Source organism: Halomonas sp. MS1 (genome assembly GCF_024182575.1).
In the GTDB taxonomy this organism is placed as follows: Bacteria; Pseudomonadota; Gammaproteobacteria; order Pseudomonadales; family Halomonadaceae; genus Vreelandella.
Map to the genome: position 1 here is coordinate 2,623,543 of NZ_CP098926.1, position 19,632 is coordinate 2,643,174.

17 protein-coding genes are annotated in these 19,632 nt (G+C 51.2%); 6 read left to right on the forward strand and 11 right to left on the reverse strand.

The features are described from left to right. The first annotated feature begins 95 nt into the window (after positions 1-95). A complete protein-coding gene (locus tag NF683_RS11895) occupies positions 96-764 on the forward strand; it encodes a GntR family transcriptional regulator (RefSeq protein WP_089038905.1) in 669 nt (222 codons plus the stop codon). A gap of 97 nt (positions 765-861) precedes the next feature. After that, positions 862-1,410, forward strand: coding sequence for a DUF1415 domain-containing protein (locus tag NF683_RS11900; RefSeq protein WP_089038904.1), 549 nt, complete (start codon positions 862-864; stop codon positions 1,408-1,410). Between the two features lie 58 nt (positions 1,411-1,468). Here the strand turns inward: NF683_RS11900 and NF683_RS11905 are convergent, their stop codons facing one another. The 8 genes from NF683_RS11905 to NF683_RS11940 all read right to left on the reverse strand — a co-directional run bounded on the left by NF683_RS11905 (position 1,469) and on the right by NF683_RS11940 (position 10,158). Continuing rightward, positions 1,469-1,963 (reverse strand): GNAT family N-acetyltransferase, encoded by a 495-nt coding sequence (locus NF683_RS11905; RefSeq protein WP_253920084.1) that lies wholly within the window; start codon positions 1,961-1,963, stop codon positions 1,469-1,471. A 23-nt stretch (positions 1,964-1,986) separates the two neighbouring features. Further along, entirely contained in the window at positions 1,987-2,979 is a 993-nt protein-coding gene (locus tag NF683_RS11910) for an LLM class flavin-dependent oxidoreductase (protein WP_089038902.1), read from the reverse strand. Positions 2,980-3,112: 133 nt separating this feature from the next. Further along, positions 3,113-3,799 carry an SDR family oxidoreductase gene (locus tag NF683_RS11915; protein ID WP_089038901.1) on the reverse strand — a complete coding sequence of 229 codons (687 nt, stop codon included), beginning with the start codon at positions 3,797-3,799 and terminating at the stop codon, positions 3,113-3,115. Positions 3,800-3,875: 76 nt separating this feature from the next. Further along, positions 3,876-5,162, reverse strand: coding sequence for a nitrate regulatory protein (locus NF683_RS11920; protein ID WP_253920085.1), 1,287 nt, complete (start codon positions 5,160-5,162; stop codon positions 3,876-3,878). A gap of 115 nt (positions 5,163-5,277) precedes the next feature. Then, positions 5,278-6,630, reverse strand: a complete 1,353-nt coding sequence (locus NF683_RS11925) for a NarK family nitrate/nitrite MFS transporter (RefSeq protein ID WP_253920086.1) — start codon at positions 6,628-6,630, stop codon at positions 5,278-5,280. 301 nt (positions 6,631-6,931) lie between these two features. After that, the gene (locus NF683_RS11930; protein WP_253920087.1) at positions 6,932-7,951 is read right to left on the reverse strand and encodes a patatin-like phospholipase family protein; all 1,020 of its coding nucleotides are present in this window, start codon (positions 7,949-7,951) and stop codon (positions 6,932-6,934) included. Between the two features lie 104 nt (positions 7,952-8,055). Next, a complete protein-coding gene (locus tag NF683_RS11935) occupies positions 8,056-9,153 on the reverse strand; it encodes a CZB domain-containing protein (RefSeq protein WP_253920088.1) in 1,098 nt (365 codons plus the stop codon). A gap of 279 nt (positions 9,154-9,432) precedes the next feature. After that, positions 9,433-10,158 carry a murein L,D-transpeptidase catalytic domain family protein gene (locus NF683_RS11940; RefSeq protein WP_089038896.1) on the reverse strand — a complete coding sequence of 242 codons (726 nt, stop codon included), beginning with the start codon at positions 10,156-10,158 and terminating at the stop codon, positions 9,433-9,435. Positions 10,159-10,285: 127 nt separating this feature from the next. Here NF683_RS11940 and NF683_RS11945 point away from each other — a divergent pair, with 127 nt between their 5' ends. Then, positions 10,286-11,926, forward strand: a complete 1,641-nt coding sequence (locus tag NF683_RS11945; protein WP_253920089.1) for a L,D-transpeptidase family protein — start codon at positions 10,286-10,288, stop codon at positions 11,924-11,926. A 134-nt stretch (positions 11,927-12,060) separates the two neighbouring features. Here NF683_RS11945 and NF683_RS11950 read toward each other — a convergent pair whose 3' ends face one another. Beyond that, complete coding sequence (locus NF683_RS11950; protein WP_253920090.1) at positions 12,061-13,746, reverse strand: peptidoglycan DD-metalloendopeptidase family protein; 1,686 nt, start codon at positions 13,744-13,746, stop codon at positions 12,061-12,063. A gap of 636 nt (positions 13,747-14,382) precedes the next feature. Between NF683_RS11950 and NF683_RS11955 the strand changes: the two genes are divergently transcribed. Both NF683_RS11955 and NF683_RS11960 read left to right on the forward strand, forming a co-directional pair. After that, positions 14,383-15,303: a LysR family transcriptional regulator gene (locus NF683_RS11955; RefSeq protein ID WP_146942787.1), complete on the forward strand. Its 921-nt coding sequence runs from the start codon at positions 14,383-14,385 to the stop codon at positions 15,301-15,303. 99 nt (positions 15,304-15,402) lie between these two features. Continuing rightward, the gene (locus tag NF683_RS11960) at positions 15,403-16,440 is read left to right on the forward strand and encodes a glutathione S-transferase family protein (RefSeq protein ID WP_253920091.1); all 1,038 of its coding nucleotides are present in this window, start codon (positions 15,403-15,405) and stop codon (positions 16,438-16,440) included. 119 nt (positions 16,441-16,559) lie between these two features. Here the strand turns inward: NF683_RS11960 and NF683_RS11965 are convergent, their stop codons facing one another. Beyond that, the gene (locus NF683_RS11965; protein ID WP_089038892.1) at positions 16,560-17,042 is read right to left on the reverse strand and encodes a PRC-barrel domain-containing protein; all 483 of its coding nucleotides are present in this window, start codon (positions 17,040-17,042) and stop codon (positions 16,560-16,562) included. Between the two features lie 49 nt (positions 17,043-17,091). Then, complete coding sequence (locus NF683_RS11970) at positions 17,092-17,289, reverse strand: CsbD family protein (protein ID WP_038482059.1); 198 nt, start codon at positions 17,287-17,289, stop codon at positions 17,092-17,094. A gap of 507 nt (positions 17,290-17,796) precedes the next feature. Between NF683_RS11970 and NF683_RS11975 the strand changes: the two genes are divergently transcribed. Continuing rightward, the gene (locus NF683_RS11975; protein ID WP_089038891.1) at positions 17,797-19,509 is read left to right on the forward strand and encodes a DEAD/DEAH box helicase; all 1,713 of its coding nucleotides are present in this window, start codon (positions 17,797-17,799) and stop codon (positions 19,507-19,509) included. Positions 19,510-19,632 lie beyond the last annotated feature (123 nt).

Below are 19,632 nucleotides of genomic sequence, written 5' to 3' on the forward strand. Positions count from 1 at the left end.
TAGAATATAGGCTAGGCTATTGTGAGACGTCAACACCTAGCCCTAGAATCTCCGTTAACAGACGCGTTCGCGAAGATGCGCAAAAGGATCACGGAATGAACAAGCACATCCCTCCTGCTGCTGATACAGCCTCCAGCCCTATTTACGATGCGTTGCGCAGAGATTTAGTCGGTGGCCGCTTTGCGGCGGGAGAAAAATTAGCCATTAATGCGCTGAAAGAGTACTACCAGGTAGGGCTAAGCCCGCTGCGTGAAGCATTAAATAAACTGGCGGCGTACGGTTTATTAATCCAAGAAAACCAACGTGGCTTCAGGGTTCCGAAGCTGTCGAGGGAAGAGCTGGATGATATTGCACGCTTGCGCACTGAACTAGAAGGCATGGCGTTTGAGCGTGCCATTGCCCACGGCGATGCGGTCTGGGAAGCCGATCTTTTGGCGGCGGCTCATCGCTTAAAACGTGCGGATGTATCACTCGATAAAGGGGAGGAGTGGGAGCGTTTACATACTCAGTTCCATCGCACTCTGGTGGCGCCTTGTGGGTCGGTGTGGTTACTGCGATTTATAGAGCAGCTGCACGACCAGTTTGATCGCTATCGCCGCTTGGGGCCCAAAATGCCCTCTATTCGGCAAGAGTTGGACGAGCAACACCATCAATTGGTGGAGCTGGCGTTAAACAGAGATGGAAAAGTGGCTCGGGCCCTAATGGATGATCATATTCATAAGTCTTATGAAGTGGCGTTGGCACGGTTTCAGGAACACGTCTGAAGCATTTACTGGTTCTTGCAGGTACACTCTTTCTTACCGGTACACGAGCAGGTTCTAACCGTGGTAATAGCCACTCTAATGTAAGGTAGTAGGCGTGATGCAAGAGGCGGATAACCAGATAGCAGAGCAAACGTTAGCGTGGGTACGCGGCTTTATTGTGGAGCACAATATATGCCCGTTTGCTAAGCGCGAGCTTGACGGCGGTAACGTTCGGGTCGAGGTGGTGCGCTCGAAAAAAGTCGACGTGGCATTGGAAGAACTAATAGCCGAAGTAGAGTGGCTGAACGAGCATCCGGAAACGGAAACCACACTGCTGGTATTTCCTACGCTGTTTAAAAGCTTCGATCACTACCTGGATTATGTCGAGCTTGCCGAAAGCCTGCTGGTCGACCTGGGGTATGAAGGTGTCTATCAGCTAGCAACCTTCCATCCTGATTACTGTTTTGCCGATGCTGAGCCTGAAGACGCAGCGAATTACACTAACCGCTCGCCCTACGCGATGGTTCATCTATTGCGCGAGGCCAGCGTCGAAAAAGCGATTGCTTTTTACGGTGATACGGAACAAATCCCAGAACGCAATATTGCCCACTTAACCGAGCTGGGCAGCGTCGCCGCTGAAGAGCTTCTGCAGCGCTGCCTTAAATAACTCGGTGACCTCTCTATGATGTCCTACCAATAAAGCGTGCCTGGTTATCAAGTGGTCACTACAGCGCTTTATACATCACGTAGCTATCGACTAACCCCTGGGGTGCGTGCCGATAGGCGTTAGGAATCGTGCCGACAATCGTGAACCCTAGCCGTTGCCACAGGGCAACGGCCACTTGGTTTGTGGCCACCACGGCATTAAATTGCATCGCTTCAAAGCCATGTTGACGTGCTACCTGCTGCGAGTGTTCGCACATCTGGCGGGCGACACCTTTCCCCCTGGCAGCAGGCGTTACCATATAGCCGCAGTTACAGATGTGTTGGCCTGGGCCTGCAGCGTTGGCTTTCAGATAGTAAGTGCCCAGTAACTCGCCTTGGCTATCTTTTACCGCAAATGACGCTTTGGGCTGCTGACACCACAATGCATAAGCTGCTGCAAAGGTAATGTCAGGATCGATAGCGTACGTTTCTTGAGCGCTAACGATGGACTGAAAAGTAGGCCAGAAGACCGTGAAGTCCTCTTGCGTCATAGGTGTAAAGCTAAGTGTGGTCATAGTTTTAGCGTTTCATTAATAAGTTATCGAGCGACGTCAGCCACGATTTCATAGCTACGCAAGCGGTCGGCATGATCATAAAAGTCGCTATTGATCATTAACTCGTCCGCGCCAGTCCGCGCTTGAAAGGCCTCTAGCTCAGCTTTGACGGTGTCGGGCCCGCCAATGATGGCGGCACCTAGGAACTGGCTTACTTGGGAGCGCTCCATCGGCGACCAGTCCATCTGCTCAACCGGGGGCAGCGACTGGGTCGGCTTGCCTCGAATAAGGCTAAGAAATTTCTGTTGAGAAGTCGTTGCTAAGTAATGGGCCATGGCATCATTTTCGGCAGCGATAACGGGTAGCCCTACCATGGCATGGGGTTTGTCTAAGTGCTCCGACGGTCGGAAGTTATCACGATAAAGCCGCAATGCTTCAAATAAGTAACCCGGTGCAAATTGGGCCGCAAACGCAAAGGGGAGCCCGAGTTTTGCGGCTAGTTGTGCACTATAGCCACTAGAACCGAGTAGCCAGATAGGTACGTGGGTGCCTTGTCCAGGGACGGCTTTCACACGCTGCTGAGGGTCTGCATCTGCTAAGTAACTTTGTAGCTCATTTAGCAGCTGTGGAAAGTCATCGACGCCCGCCTGTGCATTGCGGCGCATCGCCTGCATGGTGGCGCCATCTGAACCGGGCGCACGGCCCAGTCCTAAATCAATCCGGCCTGGGTAAAGGGTTTCTAAGGTGCCGAACTGCTCGGCAATCACCAGGGGCGGATGGTTGGGTAGCATGATACCACCGCTGCCCACGCGTATCGTGGAGGTTTGCCCAGCAACATGACCAATTAATACGGCCGTTGCTGCGCTGGCGATGCCGGCAATGTTGTGGTGTTCAGCCAGCCAGTAACGCGTATAGCCGAGCTGTTCTGTCCGTTGCGCTAGGGACACGCTGTTGCGAAATGTTTCTTCAGCGCTACCTCCTTGACGAATCGGTGCTAGATCGAGCACGGAAAGGGCGGTATTGGCGAGTTGGCTCATGGGGCACCTGCATTTAAAAGCGTATGGGCGGCTAAATTTACGGCGTTATTTATTAGCACGCTAGGTATTCCAGTGTTATGTGGGCAGGTAAGAAGAAATGCAAGGTGCCATTATTGCCCGTTCGTAGCGTCGCTTAATCAGTGGGTGGCGTTGGCCGAATTAAAATCTCGTTCACATCGACGTGTGGTGGTTGAGAGAGTGCATAAATCACGGCGTTGGCAATATCGCGATCTTCAAGCGCATGCTCTGGTGACTTATCAAAGAAAGGGGTATCCACCATGCCCGGTTCAATCAAGGTGACGCGCATGCCCGTTCCGCGTAGCTCTTCACGCAAGTTATAGCCTATACCGGTCACTGCCCATTTTGTGGCGCTGTACATCGAGCCTGGAATCGTCGTTCGTCCAGCAGCTGAGCCGGTTAATAGTACATGCCCTTTGCTTCGCTTTAGCGCGGGAAGGCATGCCTGAAGCGTTAGCCCTACACCGTAAATATTGGTCAGGATCATCTCACGCCAAGCGTCGTGATCGGCACCGCTAAAACCGCCGGGAGAACCACCGCGCCCAGCGTTTGCAAAGACTGCATCGATACGCCCAAATGTTTCAATCGCTTGATCGACCATTGCTTGCTGTTGCGCCATGTCGGTGACATCCAACGCACATGCCAGCACGTTTTCTGGGCCAAGCTCTTGGGCCAATGCGGTAAGTTTTTCGGTAGAGCGGGCGGCAAGTATCAGCTGATAGCCTTCACGCGAGGCTGCTCGCGCGGTGGCGGCACCAATTCCACTTGAGGCGCCAGTGATCATTAGGACACGGTGCTGCATAGCGTGTGCTCCTAGCTCATTCAGAAAGGGGAGATATTAGAATGGCTAATTGCCCGCAGTGTTGCAAATAGCTGTTTCAGCTTGGGTGCGTGTGTTCGTCTTTGCGCTTGAGCATAGAGGAAAGGTCGAGTATCGACTGCGCCATATCGGCCATGCTTTTACTGTGATCCATCGAGGTTTTACGTAAAAAACGGTAAGCCTCTTCTTCGGTCATTTCCTGGTGAGCCATGATAAGGCCTTTGGCGCGTTCGATGAGCTTACGTTCACGCAGAGCTTTACGGGTATTTTCCAGCTCATCACTGAGACCTTGAAGGTGGCTCGACTGGGCATGGGCAAGCTCAATCAGTGAACGTCCTAATGGAGAGGTTAAAGCGCTAGCTGTCAGCTCTCCTAATGGCTGTGTATCGCTTAAGGCAAGAAGCTGCTCACAGGGAGCAAGAGTTGGCTGGTTAAGAGGTGTTTTAGCCTGCTCTAACGTCGCATGCACCTGAGTGATTTTTTGATGACATAGCGCCGTTAATTGGTGGTTTAGGGTGTCTTCAACGGCTTTGATGCTATCAATGCGTAATGTTGTTAGGTCGTACCATGTTTCACTAAGCGTTTTGTTTACGCGGCCCTCTTGATGAGAGTCTTGGCCGGCATGTTGGTAAGCAATATTGCGAAGCTGCTGAATCCCATCGAGTGTTCGCGGCGAAAGAGTCTGCTGCCAAATAAGTTCAGCCTCGGGTGAGGCAAACTCTTCAAAGGTGTCGAAGCAGCGTTGCTGATCGCGTACTAATTGGTGAATCAATTCGCGATGGGCATCGTCGAAATGCCCATGAGTAAAGCCAAAGGCACCACAGGCACGTTCTTGCCCAGCGAGTTCTTTGCCTTGCATAAGGTGGAAAATAGCCACTAGTGCGCGAGTGATATCCGGGTCTACCGAGGTATCTGCTGCTTCAAATACAATGGCGAGGAGCCCACTAATTAAGTGGTTAAAGGCTTGGGTTGCCGCATCAGGAGAGATCGCAAACGAATGAATGGCTTGTCGTAACGTGTTTAAGTCATCTAGGGCAAGCCACACCGCCGCGATCCGCCTGAGTAAGCGTGCCGCTGCCTGTGGTCGTGCTTCTTCGGTAAGCGCTTCTAGCCGCTGGCGCATAACGGTCTCGGCTTCTTGGCTATGCTGTACAAATTCCTTTCGCCGAGTAGCAAACCGTTTACCTTTCGAGACAAGGTAAATCGTCGAGGCGCCTCGTTCACGTTGGAGCGCATGGATAAAACCGCTAATGTCGCCAACGATCTCTGAGGTAGTCGCTAAGTGGTGCAGGCTATCAATATCGCATCGAAGGGCGGTTAAGAGTAGCTGTTGGGCTGAAGACATAGTGGTTTCCTTTTACTCCCCGCCTGAGATGAAATCCCCTCTGTTGCGATATGTGTCGCGAAAACGTGTCGTAAAAAATCATCGCGGATAAAGCATACAGAGGGGTAAGTGAGTGCTAACGCAGTGAGAGTGCGCCTGCGCTCGTATCGTCGCCAACCGCATCACGATAGGCAGTTGCTTCTTCAGCTTCTGTGGCATCGCTGAAACGTACTACCAGTACACAGGAAGCAAGCACTAATACGGTAATGCCAAGGTAAAAAAGCCCTTGTTGATAACCAAGACTTTCACTACGGAACAGAAAGGCGGCGGATACAGCACCGACGTTTCCACCTGCCCCCACGATACCGGCAACAGCACCGAGTGCTTTTTTATTGATAAAGGGCACCACGCCAAATGTTGCTCCTTCGGCCATTTGAACAAACAGGCTGAAGACCAGCATGATGCCGATTGCGAGGCTTAAGACGTGCATTTGTGAGAAGGCAATGAGTGCTATTCCTTCACACACTAAGGCGATAAACAGCCAGCGGACTCGCCCTTTTAAACCGCCTTGTTTGGCGAACAGGTCTGAAAAAACGCCGCCAAGGGTACGGGCAAAAATATTCATTAGGCCAAATAAACCAGCGATTAAACCAGCGGTTGCCAGCGTCAGGTCAAACTTGTCGAAGAAGTAGATAGCGGCAATATTATTGATGGTTAGTTCGACGCCAAAGCAGAGCCCGTAAACAATAAACAGCGCCCATACGCGAATATCTTTTGCTGCGGTCAGAAAGCTTTGTACGGCGCTATTTTCACCTGTGGCTTCGGGTAGCTCGCCGCGGGCGCGCAGGTCGCTAAAGTTGCCATCGGGAGCATCTTGGGTAAACAGCCAATAGCCAATCCCAGTAAAAAACAGTACGACACCAGGCACCACCATTGCTAAGCGCCACCCTAGCGTTTCACTAACGCCAAGCATTAGTAGACCTGAGAAGATCAACGGCATCAGGATTTGCGTCGTACCGCCGCCCAAGTTCCCCCAGCCAGCACTGGTCGCATTGGCGGTGCCCACAACATTTGGCGCAAACATCATCGTGGTGTGATATTGGGTGATCACAAAGGATGCACCGATGGCGCCGATGGCCAGCCGAGCGAGTAAGAAGGTCTCAAAGCTATTGGCAAAACCTATGCACATAACGGGCACAGCGCCGAGCATCAACAAACCGGTATAGGTTTTACGAGGCCCAATTTTATCGCACAGCACGCCAATGAGCAGGCGGACAATAACGGTAATAGCAACGGAGGCAATAATGGTATTGCCGATCTGCGTTTGGGTGAGTGATAAATCTTCACGGACCACTGCCATCAGTGGAGCGATGCCAAACCAACCAAAAAAACAGATATGGAACGCGAACCAGGAGAAGTGGAACGCACGCATTTGAGGGGTAGAGAAGTTGAATAGCCGAATGCGGTTAGCTTTATTGCGAATGTCCATGGATGGCCTCACAGAGCACGATACGAGTGGGTCAAAACATGGCGCTTGGAAAGGCGCTATGTTGTTAACGAGAACATGCCTTCGCCATTGAAGGGCAGGTTCGACGCACTCGTACCCGTTGGGCCTGGTCCACGCCTACCATCATTCAGTAAGAGTTAAGCAATTAGTTCGCCATAAAATTATTTTAATTTTAAAATCAGCTTCTTATATATGTTTGTTTGATAGATGGAGAGTTGTAGCAGGCTGCTAATGCACCAAGGTGGCGCATCTGTGGTGAAGACGTGCGACACCTGAGTGCTGGTTATTCGTGCAAATAAACAGCGTCAATATCCAGTGTTGAACGTTCACCTATCGCTTCAAAGTGAGTTTCTAGCCAGCGTTCGGCGGCCTCTCGCCCTTGCTCAAACAGGTAACATAGAAACGGCCACTCTGAGTTCATTTTGCTGGATACCGAGAGATCCTCTAGCGCCTGTTCGCCACTGATACGGTGGAAAAGCGCTTGCTGATAGCAGTTTTCGATCCCCTGTTCATCCAGGGTGCGCTTAAGCAGCGCAATCATGCGTATTTCTTTAATCAGGGCTGAATTAAAGGTAATTTCATTTAGTCGATTCATTATGGCTGAGGCAGACGTAGGGACTTCTTCTCTACTGATGGGGTTAATCTGCACCAACAGAATATCGCGTGCGCTGCACTCCTCCATTAACGGGAACAGCGCTGGGTTACCCATATAACCGCCATCCCAGTACGCTTCACCCTCTATCTCAACGGCTTGAAATACAAATGGCAGGCAAGCAGAGGCCATCACCGCATCTACACTCATCTCTTCGCGGCGAAAGACGCGCTGTTTGCCGGTGCGAACGTTAGTGGCTGTCACAAATAGCTTAAGCTGCTCACAACGTCTTACACGTTCGAAATCAATATGTTCGGCGACAATGTCACGCAATGGATTAATATTCAGAGGGTTCAGTTGGTAGGGGGATACCAAGCGGCTTAAAAGATCCATAGCCACATAACCCGGTGAGTGATCGAGGGACCAGTTTCCGGTAAGTACATCAAGTGGTGAGCGGCGAATTGGGCTCGCCATCCCCGCTCGGCTAACCGCTTTCCAAAACTGGTGTAACGCTTGACGAGCCGTTTCTTTGTTACCGCGGGTGAGGGCGTCTGCCATAACCACACCATTCATTGCGCCAGCGCTTGTGCCACTGATGCCCTCTATTTCGATACGGTCATCTTCAAGTAAGCGGTCGATGACACCCCATGTATAAGCACCGTGGGCTCCACCGCCCTGTAAAGCGAGATCTAGCTTTTTGATCTGCGACATTGCCTTCCCTGCTGAGTGAGTGATTAAAAGCGCAGTAACCCACTCAGCATGGCATAAAAGGGTGTGTTATGTGTACGCCTGCTAGGCAGGCCCACAGCACGTCATCAAGGTGAATCTGCTAATGGTGAAGGGCGCCCATTTGAAAGGGGAACCTCATAAACGGCATGCTCCATCAGTTTATCAAGCTGGAGCGCTAGCTGACTGCTGGCTTCTTCCATCATAGCCAGTGCCGCAAGCTGGCCATTATGATCACCTTGGCGGGCAAACTTAAGTGCTTCTAAACCGCTTTCATGAAAACGCTTGTGCGGTGCCGCCAGCGCTTTGTAAGCCTCCGTATGCTTATAGCGATGACCGTCCCCCATAAAGTACCAATGCCCAAGCGTGCAGTGCTGGTGATCTTCTAAATTCTCTTCCAGATGAGCAGAGAGTAGTTGCCTATAAAGGCGGCTTTTCCATACCGCATGCTCGAGTTTGGCGGCGTGCAAATAAGCCGTGGTTGTACTGTGGTGTATGACCTTATACATATGGCGTGACTGGTCTATCAACTGCTCAATGACCTGTTCTGCTGCTTGGGCGGCGCTGGTTAAGGCCTTTATTTCCTGCTGCTGATAATCACGGATCTTTGCATCTTCATTGACTTGCAATGCGGTGCGCTCGATCCACTGCGCTAGCTGATGCGCTAATTGCCGAGAGTGTTCTGATAACTCTTGCAGGTCCTGGACTATTGCTGGCATGCCTGCCGGTTGTTCATGAAAGTGAGCGACTTCCAAGGCCGCAGTAATGGCTAACGCTTGTGTATGGCCTGCGCTGTGCCCTAATTCGACACTCAACTGACGTATATCGTGGAAGGCTTGCTCAGTCACTAAAGGGGACGATAAATACGCGTCTATTTGCTGGCAGCGTTGGCGGTGTTGCTGCAACGTTTGTGCGTTTTGCTCGGCTTTATGGAGTCGGCTGAAAGTGTCAGTAAGTGTCGATTGCTCGGCAGCAAGGTGCTGAGCGTGCACTTCTACGCCTTTGCTCAATGAACAAAGCATGTCCGCGCCTCTGGCCTGAAGCATGCTGAGCGACTCAACCGGCGTCATCAAGCTGATCGCGCGACAGCGGTGGCGCTTTTTTTCAGCCTCTAATTGGGCATTCAACGCTGCCACTTCTTGCTCTAGGCGATGGATAGTTTGATACGGATGCATAAAAGCAAACATGGCCAGTACCTGCAAAATAGTAAATAGCTTTGTGATGTTTTGTCACAAAGTATTGCAGGTGGTTGCTGTGCGTGCCGGATTTACCTTGTATTAATGATGAAAACCAGTCTCTTGCGTTTTTGAGGACTATGTTTCTTAATGTATCCGGATCAGTCTCAAAGATTAGTCTCTAAGACCAGCCTCAAAGGCGAATTCTAAAGACTAGTTTAAAGACCAGCCTTAAGGCTGGTCTCACAAAGTGGGCAGCGTCGCCGCTAGATAATTTTGATAGCAAGATTATCAGCGTTGGGCTAGGTGGGCAGCATTGTCGTTTGGGCAGCGCAGAAACTGCGACGTTGCTAACCACTCTTCATCAGGGTAGTAGGCGAAGACATACTGGTTCTCTTTCAAACTGTCGATAAGCGGATACGTGATGTCTTCGCGTACGGCAGGGCAGCCGTGGCTACGTCCGAGCCTGCCGGTCTGGGTAATAAAGTCGTCGCTAACATAGTCAGCGCCATGGATCACAATCGCTCGCTCAAACGCCAAGTCATTAACCTCTGGCTCTAAGCCATCCAGGCGCAATGAATAGCCATTACGACCATAATAACTATTCATTGTGCGAAAGAGCCCGATGCTGGATTGGTGGCTCTCGGGGGTATTGGAGAAGACCTCTGCCAACGCATCGCCAGAGCCTTGCCCGTGAGAAACCAGCTCTTCAAATAGCAGCTTATGTCGATGCAGGTCGAAGACCCAAAGCCGTGGCTCGGTAGACGGAAGCGAGTAATCAATGACGGCTAAGCGCTCAGCGGTTGGGTCCGCACAGCTAAGCGATTGAGCGGCGAGTCGCAGCGCCTCTGGCGTTGCTGATGGGGCTAGTTGGAGTAGTTGATGATGCAAGGGCGAAACGCCGGGAGGTGCTGCAGAAGCGACCTGTGAGAAAAAGCTAGCGGCTTGTAAGGGAAGGCTCAATAACAACAGTGGAAGCGACAAAATGGCGGTAGAAGCACGTAGGTAAAAAGGCATAGAGTGCAATCCTGCAATAGATATCGACGAAGGAGACATGTAAACGGCTATGATAAATAGATGTAGCGTAATAATGATGAATCGCAATGATAAATAGCGACGATGAATAGTAACGCAAGGAGGAGCGATGAACGAGACAACGTTAATTAGACGATGGGCGATAGGGGTGGCTCTATGTCTGACGCTGATCCAAGCGCCTCAGTTGGTTACCGGCGCGCAAGCTGATACAGGCGCTCTTGAGCAGGCGTTAGCTCAGCGTTTAGATACTCAATCCAGTGCGTTACTGCCTGTTGAGGACTTTTACCAGCAGCTAAATCAACGGCCCGTCTGGCAAGATATCAGCCGTGTTGAAGCACTGGTGCAGGCGTTAAATAGTCTTGAAGATGATGGTTTAGCGCCTAGTGATTACGATGCGGGCATCCTGCTAAACGCATTTCAGACTAGCCAGCAAGCAGGTGCGTTGGCGCAAGCTGACTTTGATATTCAGGCCACGACAGCACTTTTACTCGCACTTGAGCACCTTTCGCGGGGCAAGGTGAATCCAAACGAGGTCGAGCCGAAATGGGATATCCCTAGGCCTGAGCGCCGCTACTCTTTGCTGCGCATTGCCCATGCGGTGGAAAATGACGATATTCAGGGCGCGTTTGACTATGTGAGGCCCTCATCAACGGAGTACGCTCAGCTACGCGATGCGCTGCGTCAATACCGTACGCTGGCTGAAAAAGGCAATGTTCCCTACCTGGCAGGTCGAGATGAGGCGTTACGCCCAGGTGATACTAATGAGGATGTGCTGGTATTGCGACAGCGCTTGGCCTATTGGGGAGAAACCAACTTGCTGGCGGCAGATAGCAATGCCTACCCAATGATTGAGGTTCAATCTGCGGTTAGCAACCAGCGTACCTATGATGCTGAGTTAGAAGGGGCTGTTAAGCAATTTCAACGTCGTCATCAGTTGCAAGAAGATGGTGTTGTGGGTCAGCGCACGCGGCTTGCATTGAACACGCCGGTCACGTCGCGAATCGATCAACTGCGTGTCAACTTAGAGCGGGCGCGTTGGATCAGGCCCATTCAAACCAATGAACCGCGCGTGTGGGTTGACATTGCGGGGTATCGATTGCACTACACTCGGCCTAATGGTGAGCACTGGGATACCAGAGTGGTAGTCGGCACACCGCGGCGCGAAACGCCTATTATTCATTCGGCGATTAGCCACTTAACCATCAACCCGTCATGGACGATTCCACCGACCATTATGCGCGAGGACGTCTTACCTCAGGTTAGACGAGATCCAGGCTATTTGGCCCGGCGTAATATCCAAGTGATAAGCCACTCCGGCGAGCGGTTAAACGCTGACGCTATTGACTGGCAACGGCCTGGTGCAGTGATGTTGCGCCAAGTATCAGGTGGCGGTAATCCGCTAGGCCGCGTGGTGGTACGTTTTCCCAACAGCGAAATGATCTATCTTCACGATACACCCGCCAGAGGGTTGTTTCAGCGCGATCAGCGAGCGCTCAGCTCTGGTTGTGTGCGCGTTGAAGGCGTAACGGAATTTGCGCAGTTACTGCTTCAAGATAGTGGCAGTCGCTACCAACTGTCTTCGTTGCTTAACAGTAGTGGAAGTGATCGTAATGTTAATCTCCCTCAGCGTATTCCTGTCGCGCTGCACTACTTAACGGCCTGGCCAAATGCTCAAGGGGAAGTAGAATTCCGCGATGATATTTACCGTCGTGACGCCGACCTGTTGGCTGCATTGTCACGAGCGGTATAACGTGAAGGGCGGATTGATTGCTAGGTTTTCTATAAGAATGGTTTATAAGCAAGGTTTGTAAACGTAGACTTGCTTCAAAGCAATAACGCCGCCCTTCAGGGCGGCGTTATTGTTCAATGTAAAGAGAGGGAAGGTTACTGCTCTTCTTGGCGCTCGTAGTTTGCAACGCTGATAGTACCTGTCTCACCGCTATCCAATGCTGCCATCATGGGCTCAGCCTGGCGCTGGAAAGCAATCAAAGTATCTCCGCTTAGGCTGGTATTTTCAGGCAGCTCTACGTTCATCGCGTTGACAGGCGAATTGTTGACGATGACTTCATAGTGCAGATGAGGCCCCGTACTCCGCCCTGTATTGCCCGAAAGCGCAATGCGCTCACCCATTTCAATACGCGCACCTTCGGTGACTAGCGGACGAGAGAGGTGAAGATAGCGGGTTTGATAGCCATTATCATGACGAACGACAATGTAGCGTCCCGCGGCATGATGGTTGCCCACTTTTTCCACGCGGCCATTGGCGGGAGCAACGACAGGTGTGCCAATAGGCATCGCAAAATCGGTTCCATTATGTGGGCTTATCCGGCCAGTCACTGGGTGTTTGCGGCGCGGGTTAAAATTGGAACTTAGACGGTAATTGCCTTCAAACGGATAGCGCGAGAAAGCAGGGTCTAAGCTACTCCCCTCGGGCGTATAGAAATTGCTATCAGTAGCATTGCGAAGAAGCGTTAAGTCCATACGTTCGCCATCGTACTTAACAGCAAGCACGCGAGAGTCAAACGCTTCTCCATCAATCATGTCTGACTCAACTAGCACTTGAAAGCGATCTCCACGACGGCTGTCGCGCCGAAAATCGAGTTTTTGCTCAAGTAGGTGAGTGAGTTCAGTAACGGCGCTGCTACTTAGCCCCGTTGCCTGGGCTGAGCGCGCAAAACTACCGCTTACGCTACCCGCGTAAAGACGCTGTACCGCTTCACCCTGGCGCTCAATAACCGTGGCGGCAAAGTGCTCTTCATCGCGCTCCAGCAAGATACCGTCACGGGTGTTTTTCATCATGCGCAACGACAGTAAACGACCATTTTCATCTAACTTGTAATCGAAACTGTGGCCAGCACGCCAATGAGTAAGCATACGTGGATCCGGGAGATCCTCTAGCAACGCCATTACTTCGCTGTAGCCAAGGCCTAGCTTGTTCTGTGCCAGCAATGCAAAGGTCTCACCCGACTCAACAATATGTGTTTTCCACCTAGGGACGTAGGGCTCGTCCGCAGCAAGTTCCAGTTCGAGAAACGAAATATCACCAAATAGCTCATTGCCATAATCTTCATATGAAGTGGCATCGGCAATTTCCACGGAAGCCGTGTTATCCACTTCGGAGGAAGCCGTTTTATCAGCATCGAGCATACCGCTTGAGAGGGTCCCTAAGACCACGGCCATGTGAAGCGCGCCGTCATCCAGCTGGGCATTAGTGGGAGGTTGCGTCGTGACGCTAGCCATCGAGGCTTCGGCGCTAGTGATGACATCTAGATCGACAATTTCGGTAGCCGCGAGGTCGTTCAGCGGAATATTATCTCGCGTGGCATCAATAGCGCGAGAAGCGCGATCAATGGCTTCAGCAACGGGGGTGCGTTCTTGACGCAATGAAGGAACCCCTGGAGCAGAGTCGCTGGGAAGCGGTACAAGCACGCTTTCCAGTGGTGTATGGGATTGATTTAAGTCGTGGTAGGTCGTAATTAACTTTTGTGTGCCCAGCACAGTGACCATTGTAGCCACGGGTAACAGTAACAATTTATGTGTGCGGGGCAGCGAATGAAGAATTCGCAACATGGGTAAATGGGCCGCCGAGTTCGTGGTAAATGAATAACATGAAAGAAAGTAAACCCAAGAACCATACCCCATGAGGGTAAGAGTGAACAGACTGTATGCCTGTACACTAAATGTACTTCATTGAAATACGGAAGTAATAAGTAAGTAAATCTATTTGTGAACACCGTTCGCTAAAAAAAGTAACTTCTTGATAGCCGCGTTAGGGCTAAGTGGGCAGAGTAATTAACCATAGGGAGGTGACGCTTAGCAATATTTTCCACCAAATTTAAAAGTTAAATTAATTTCATAATGCTTTTGTATTAGATCTGTATTATTTTTGTCAAAAAATTAAGGCTGCTCGAAAGCCAATTACTCATCATGAGGCAGTCTCCAGTAGATTTATTAAGAGGACTTAGTGATTGGCTGGTGTTAGATGCTGTCTTTTTTGTAAAAAATTGTTTCTTTTGTCGTGTTTGGCAATTTTAGTGTCGATTAGCCGTGATTTAAGGGAAAAAGTGTCAGGTAGCTCCCCTTGGCAGCCTGATACCTAGGAATAATTGTTTGCAAGCAAGTACTCCGCGCTTTTTCCTGGCATTCTATAAGGGTTTTTCGAACATAAAGCGGATTATTTCGCTGTTTAGCGTCGAGGGAATCGAAATGTCTCGAGTAACTCTTGCACAGTGGCAGATGCTGGCAGCCGTCGTTGACCATGGTGGGTTTGCGCGGGCGGCCGAGGCTATTCATAAAAGCCCATCTACGCTTAACCATGCCGTGCACAAGTTAGAAGAGCAGTTGGGTGTTCAGGTGTTAGAGCCGGTAGGTAGGCAGGTACGCCTAACTGAGGCGGGCGAACTCTTATTGCGCCGAGCTCGCCAGTTAATTGAGAGTGCCGCTTCTTTAGAAGATGTTGCTACCCGTTTGGCTGCTGGCTTGGAAGCTGAAATCGTGGTCGCTATTGATCAGATTTTTCCAGCCGCTGCCCAAGCGAAAGCGCTTGAGCGTTTCTCAGAAATGTATCCTCAGGTCAGAGTACAGTTGCATGAAAGCGTGCTAAATGGTGGTACGGAGATGCTTCACGATGGCCGTGCCGATCTCGTGGTTTCAGGGATTGCGGCTCAGGGGTATTTAGGTGAACCACTGGTGAACGTGCGGTTTATCGCTGTGGCACACCCAAGCCATGAGTTACACCAGCTTAGCCGCTCGCTAGACCTGCGGGATCTAACCCAGCATCGCCAACTGGTCGTACGTGATTCAGCGCTACGCCAGTCGACTAATTCCGGCTGGCTGAAAGCGGAGCAACGATGGACGGTGAGTCACTTAAACACGTCTTTAGATATGTTGAAGCGCGGGTTAGGGTTTGCCTGGATGCCAGAAACCCGGATTGCTGATGAACTTTCAAGTGGGCAACTCAAACCTCTGCCGTTGAGTGCTGGTGGGATACGTATGGTGCCCATGCAGTTGATATTCAGAGACCGAGATCGCGCTGGCCCTGCAGCCCACGCGATGGCGCAGGCATTGAAGCAGGGGGTGAGCGAACTCTGTCCTAAGGATTCGATTTCATCGAATGAATCGCCGTAAAACATCCGCTTGAGCATCGGGAAAGCGGGCGTATGCTAAACGCCATCAGCATTATTAATGCGTTTACTACATACGATTATTACAACAGGAGACCGCCCGATGGGACTGCTTGTTAACGGCGAATGGGTTGATCAGTGGTACGACACTAAGAAGCATGGTGGCGAATTTGTCCGTGAGTCTGCTCAGCTGCGCGACTGGGTGGGTGACGATTCCATGAGAGAAGTGCTGTCAGGCGGCGCATCGTCAGGCAAACAGTGGCAAGGGCAGCGCTACCCCGCGCAAGCAGACCGTTATCATCTTTATGTCTCTTTAGCCTGCCCTTGGGCGCATCGAGTTCTGATTATGCGCAAATTAAAAGGGCTGGAATCACTTATTGGTGCTTCTCATGTCAGCCCTTTGATGCAGGAGAAGGGTTGGACGTATAACCAAGCTGAGGGCTCCAGCGGGGATCCGGTTAACCACGTCGACTATCACCATCAGCTCTATACGATGAGTGATTCTGCCTATACGGGACGGGTCACGGTACCGCTGCTTTGGGATAAGCAACGTAGCGCAATAATCAATAATGAGTCAGCTGATTTGATACGCATTTTTAATCACGCGTTTGATGAGTTGACCGGTAACGATTTAGATTTTTACCCTGATGACCTGCGTCGCACTATTGATGACATCAACGACGATGTGTACGAGCATATTAATAACGGTGTTTATAAGTCGGGTTTTGCGACGGATCAGCAGGTGTATGAAAAACATGTGCTGGCGCTGTTCGATGCTTTAGATCGAATGGAAAAACGCTTGAGCGAGCATCGTTATCTGGCGGGGGAGTGGTTAACAGAGGCGGATATTCGGCTTTTCACCACGCTGATCCGTTTTGATGCTGTCTACTTCGGTCATTTTAAGTGCAATTTAAAACGTATTGAAGATTACCCCAATCTAGCAAATTACGTTCGCGAGCTGTATCAGTGGCCGGGCATTGCAGAGACCATCAATATGGACCAGATAAAACGCCATTACTACTACAGCCATGACACAATTAATCCAACGCGCATTGTGCCTGCCGGACCGCTATTGGATTTAGAGCGTCCTCATGATCGTGAACGCTTGCCAGGGCAGGGCATCCGTCGTCGAGCTTCATAATAGTTGATAAGCAGAGAGCTTCTCAGAAATTGCATCTCAAATCTCGTTACTAACAAATGGGCCACCCAGTTGCTGGGTGGCCCATTTGGCTAGTTAATCGCTAGCTTGAGCGATTTAAGTTACTGGTTGTCATTAACGGCTTCGCGAGTAGTCTGCCAAGCGCTTTGGGCACCTTCTTTGGTCGTTTGCCACGCATCGCGAGCACTATTTTTAGTCTGCTCCCACCAATCACGATTATAGGTAGGGAAGGATTCGACTTCCTCTTGGGAAGCCTCGAGCATAATACGGTGCTCGGTACCACCATCACTCTCGGTATGGGTTTCCAGGGTAAACTGATCGGTATTAATCACAATTTCACGACCACCCAGGCCCAGAACTGCGCCGCTTTCAACGACTAACGCTGAAATGCGCATTTCTTCATCAAAAAGAATATCTTCCACTTCACCTATTTCTTCACCAGAACCACCAACAAAAAACACCTCTGCATCCATGATGTCATCTGCAGAATACATACCTTGGGGTTCAGTTGAGGCCTGAACACCGAAGGCTAAGCTGCCTAAAAGGGCGGTACTGATAGCAGTGGTAAGCATTGTCTTGCGCATAGCATCTCTCCATGTAGCTATTAATGTGCGGTTAATTGGACGACAAACGTTAAAGATCGTTCGCCCATTCATCAGCGCGGCGTTCGGCTTCTTCCCGCTCTAAACCATATTTCTGCTGTAGCTTGCCAACAAGTTGATCTTTTTTGCCGCCAATCTGGGTAAGCTCATCGTCAGTTAATTCACCCCAGCTTGCGCGAGCTTTTCCTTTCATTTCTTTCCAGCTGCCTTCAATTTGATCCCAGTTCATAGCATCACTCCTTGAAGTTAGTGAACATCGTCAGGCACTTCTCATGTTAGACAAACAGTGAATATGTGCAAGTCGGAGTATTAATAACGGTTAAAGCAAAAAAACTGGTCATAAGCGACTGGCGGTGTTAGGATGCGCCCTCCTCGCATGTGTTGACCCCTCCATCACGACGATAAGCAATTTCCTAGGTAGCGTTGACTACGAAGTGAAATGCTTGCTGGAACATCTTGCCAACTGCAGATGTTCATTGCTGTGAAGATGGCGCGCCTCCAGTATTTCACCAAACGGGTGAAATCGGCGCAGAAGGTCGCCACAGCGGTTAGCCCGCTTATGCGGTGTTTGCTAACCGAATGCTAGGTGCGACCGGCGTCTCCGACTCCATTGATGATGATATCCGCCTTGCGGATCCTTGTTTATTAATATGCATTGTCACGCGTATTAACGAGCAGAGTCAGAGACGCTTACGATGTTTTTTGCCGGAAAAACCGGCCTACCAAGGTGTGATTAATGACCTCGACTTCTGTCGCTTCGCCGAGCTTCGGCGATCTTGCTCTGTTGCCTGCCGTTCTCTCTGCTGTTGAAGCACAAGGCTACGAAATTCCCTCGCCGATCCAGGCGCAGACAATTCCTGCGTTGCTGGAAGGCCGCGATATGCTGGGCCAAGCACAAACCGGCACCGGTAAAACCGCTGCATTTGCATTGCCATTGTTATCGCGTTTAGAACTTACCCGTCGCGAGCCTCAAGTACTGGTTATGGCTCCGACCCGTGAACTTGCTCAGCAGGTTGCGGCTTCGTTCAGTAAATATGGCCAAAACCTCAAGGGTCTTGAAGTCGCTATCCTTTGTGGTGGCCAAGAGTACCGTGAACAGTTAGGCGCGCTAAAGCGCGGTGCCCAGGTTATTGTTGGCACCCCTGGCCGTATTATCGATCACCTTGATCGCGGTAGTCTGAAACTCGACGGTCTTTCGGCACTCGTGCTGGATGAAGCTGACGAAATGCTGCGCATGGGCTTTATCGACGACGTAAAACGCGTGGTTGCCGATACCCCTAAAGATGCTCAGCGTGTGTTCTTCTCGGCAACGCTGCCGACTGAAATTGAGCGCATTGTTAACCGCTATCTGGTTAATCCGGTAAAAGTTGCGATTGAGTCGCGCACGACGACCGGTGAAAACATTGAACAGCGTATTGTACGCGTCGATGGTGGCGCTAAGCTTGAAGCAGTGGCACGCATCCTTGAAGTTGAGCCGGTTGATGCCGCTATTGTCTTCGTGCGTACTCGTGCTGCTTGTACCACGTTGGTTGAACAGCTGACAGCCCGTGGCGTTAATGCCGCTGGCCTGTCTGGCGATCTAGACCAAAGCCTGCGTGAGCGCACCATTACACGCCTCAAGCGTGGCAAGGTTGATGTGCTGATTGCGACCGACGTCGCTGCTCGTGGTCTTGACGTTCCGCGTATTACGCACGTTATCAACTACGATCTGCCGCAAGACGCAGAAGCTTATACTCACCGTATCGGTCGTACCGGTCGTGCAGGCCGTAGCGGTATCGCGATTACGTTCGCTGGTTTCCGTGAAGGCCGTAAAGTGGGCTGGATGGAGCAGGCTACCGGTCAGAAAATGACTGAAATGCCGCTGCCAGACGAAGCCGCTATTCGCGCTCACCGTGATGACGTATTCCATCATCGCGTTGTGGCAGCCCTGACCAAAGGTGCTGAAGAGCAGCGTGCACTGGTTGAGCGCCTGGTAGAAGAAGGCCATGATGCCGTTGAGCTAGCTTGTGCTTTTGCCGCGATGGCACGTGCTGACGAAGCGCCGATTGGACGCTTGCAAGCCCCGCGTAAAGAGCGTGCTCCGCGTGATAGCGCGCCTGGTGGCAAGCCCGGTGGCCGTCGCGAGCGCTCAAGCGCACCTAGCGAAGGTATGATTCGTTACCGTGTTTCTGTTGGCCATAAAGATGGCGTTAAGCCTGGTCAACTGGTGGGTGCACTGGCGAACGAAGGTGGCATCGAAGGCGCGCGTATCGGTCGTATCGATATCCGCAACGCTTTCTCGGTAGTTGAGCTACCCAGTGGCCTGCCTTCCACTATTCTGGCGAAAATGGCGCGTGCCCGCGTTGCTGGTCGCCCGTTAGAAATTAGTGAAGACAGTGCACCTGAGCGTGCTCCACGTCGTCGCCGTGATGACGGTGATGCACCCGTTCGTCGCCGCGAACGCGCTTAAGTTAATGTATAGCGCCATATAATGGTGCTTTAAAACGACGTTTAACGATCGTTCTATCCCCTTACGCCCAGCGGCTTAAGGGGATTTTTTTTGCCTGTCATTGCAGTTGGGAAGTTGAGCTAC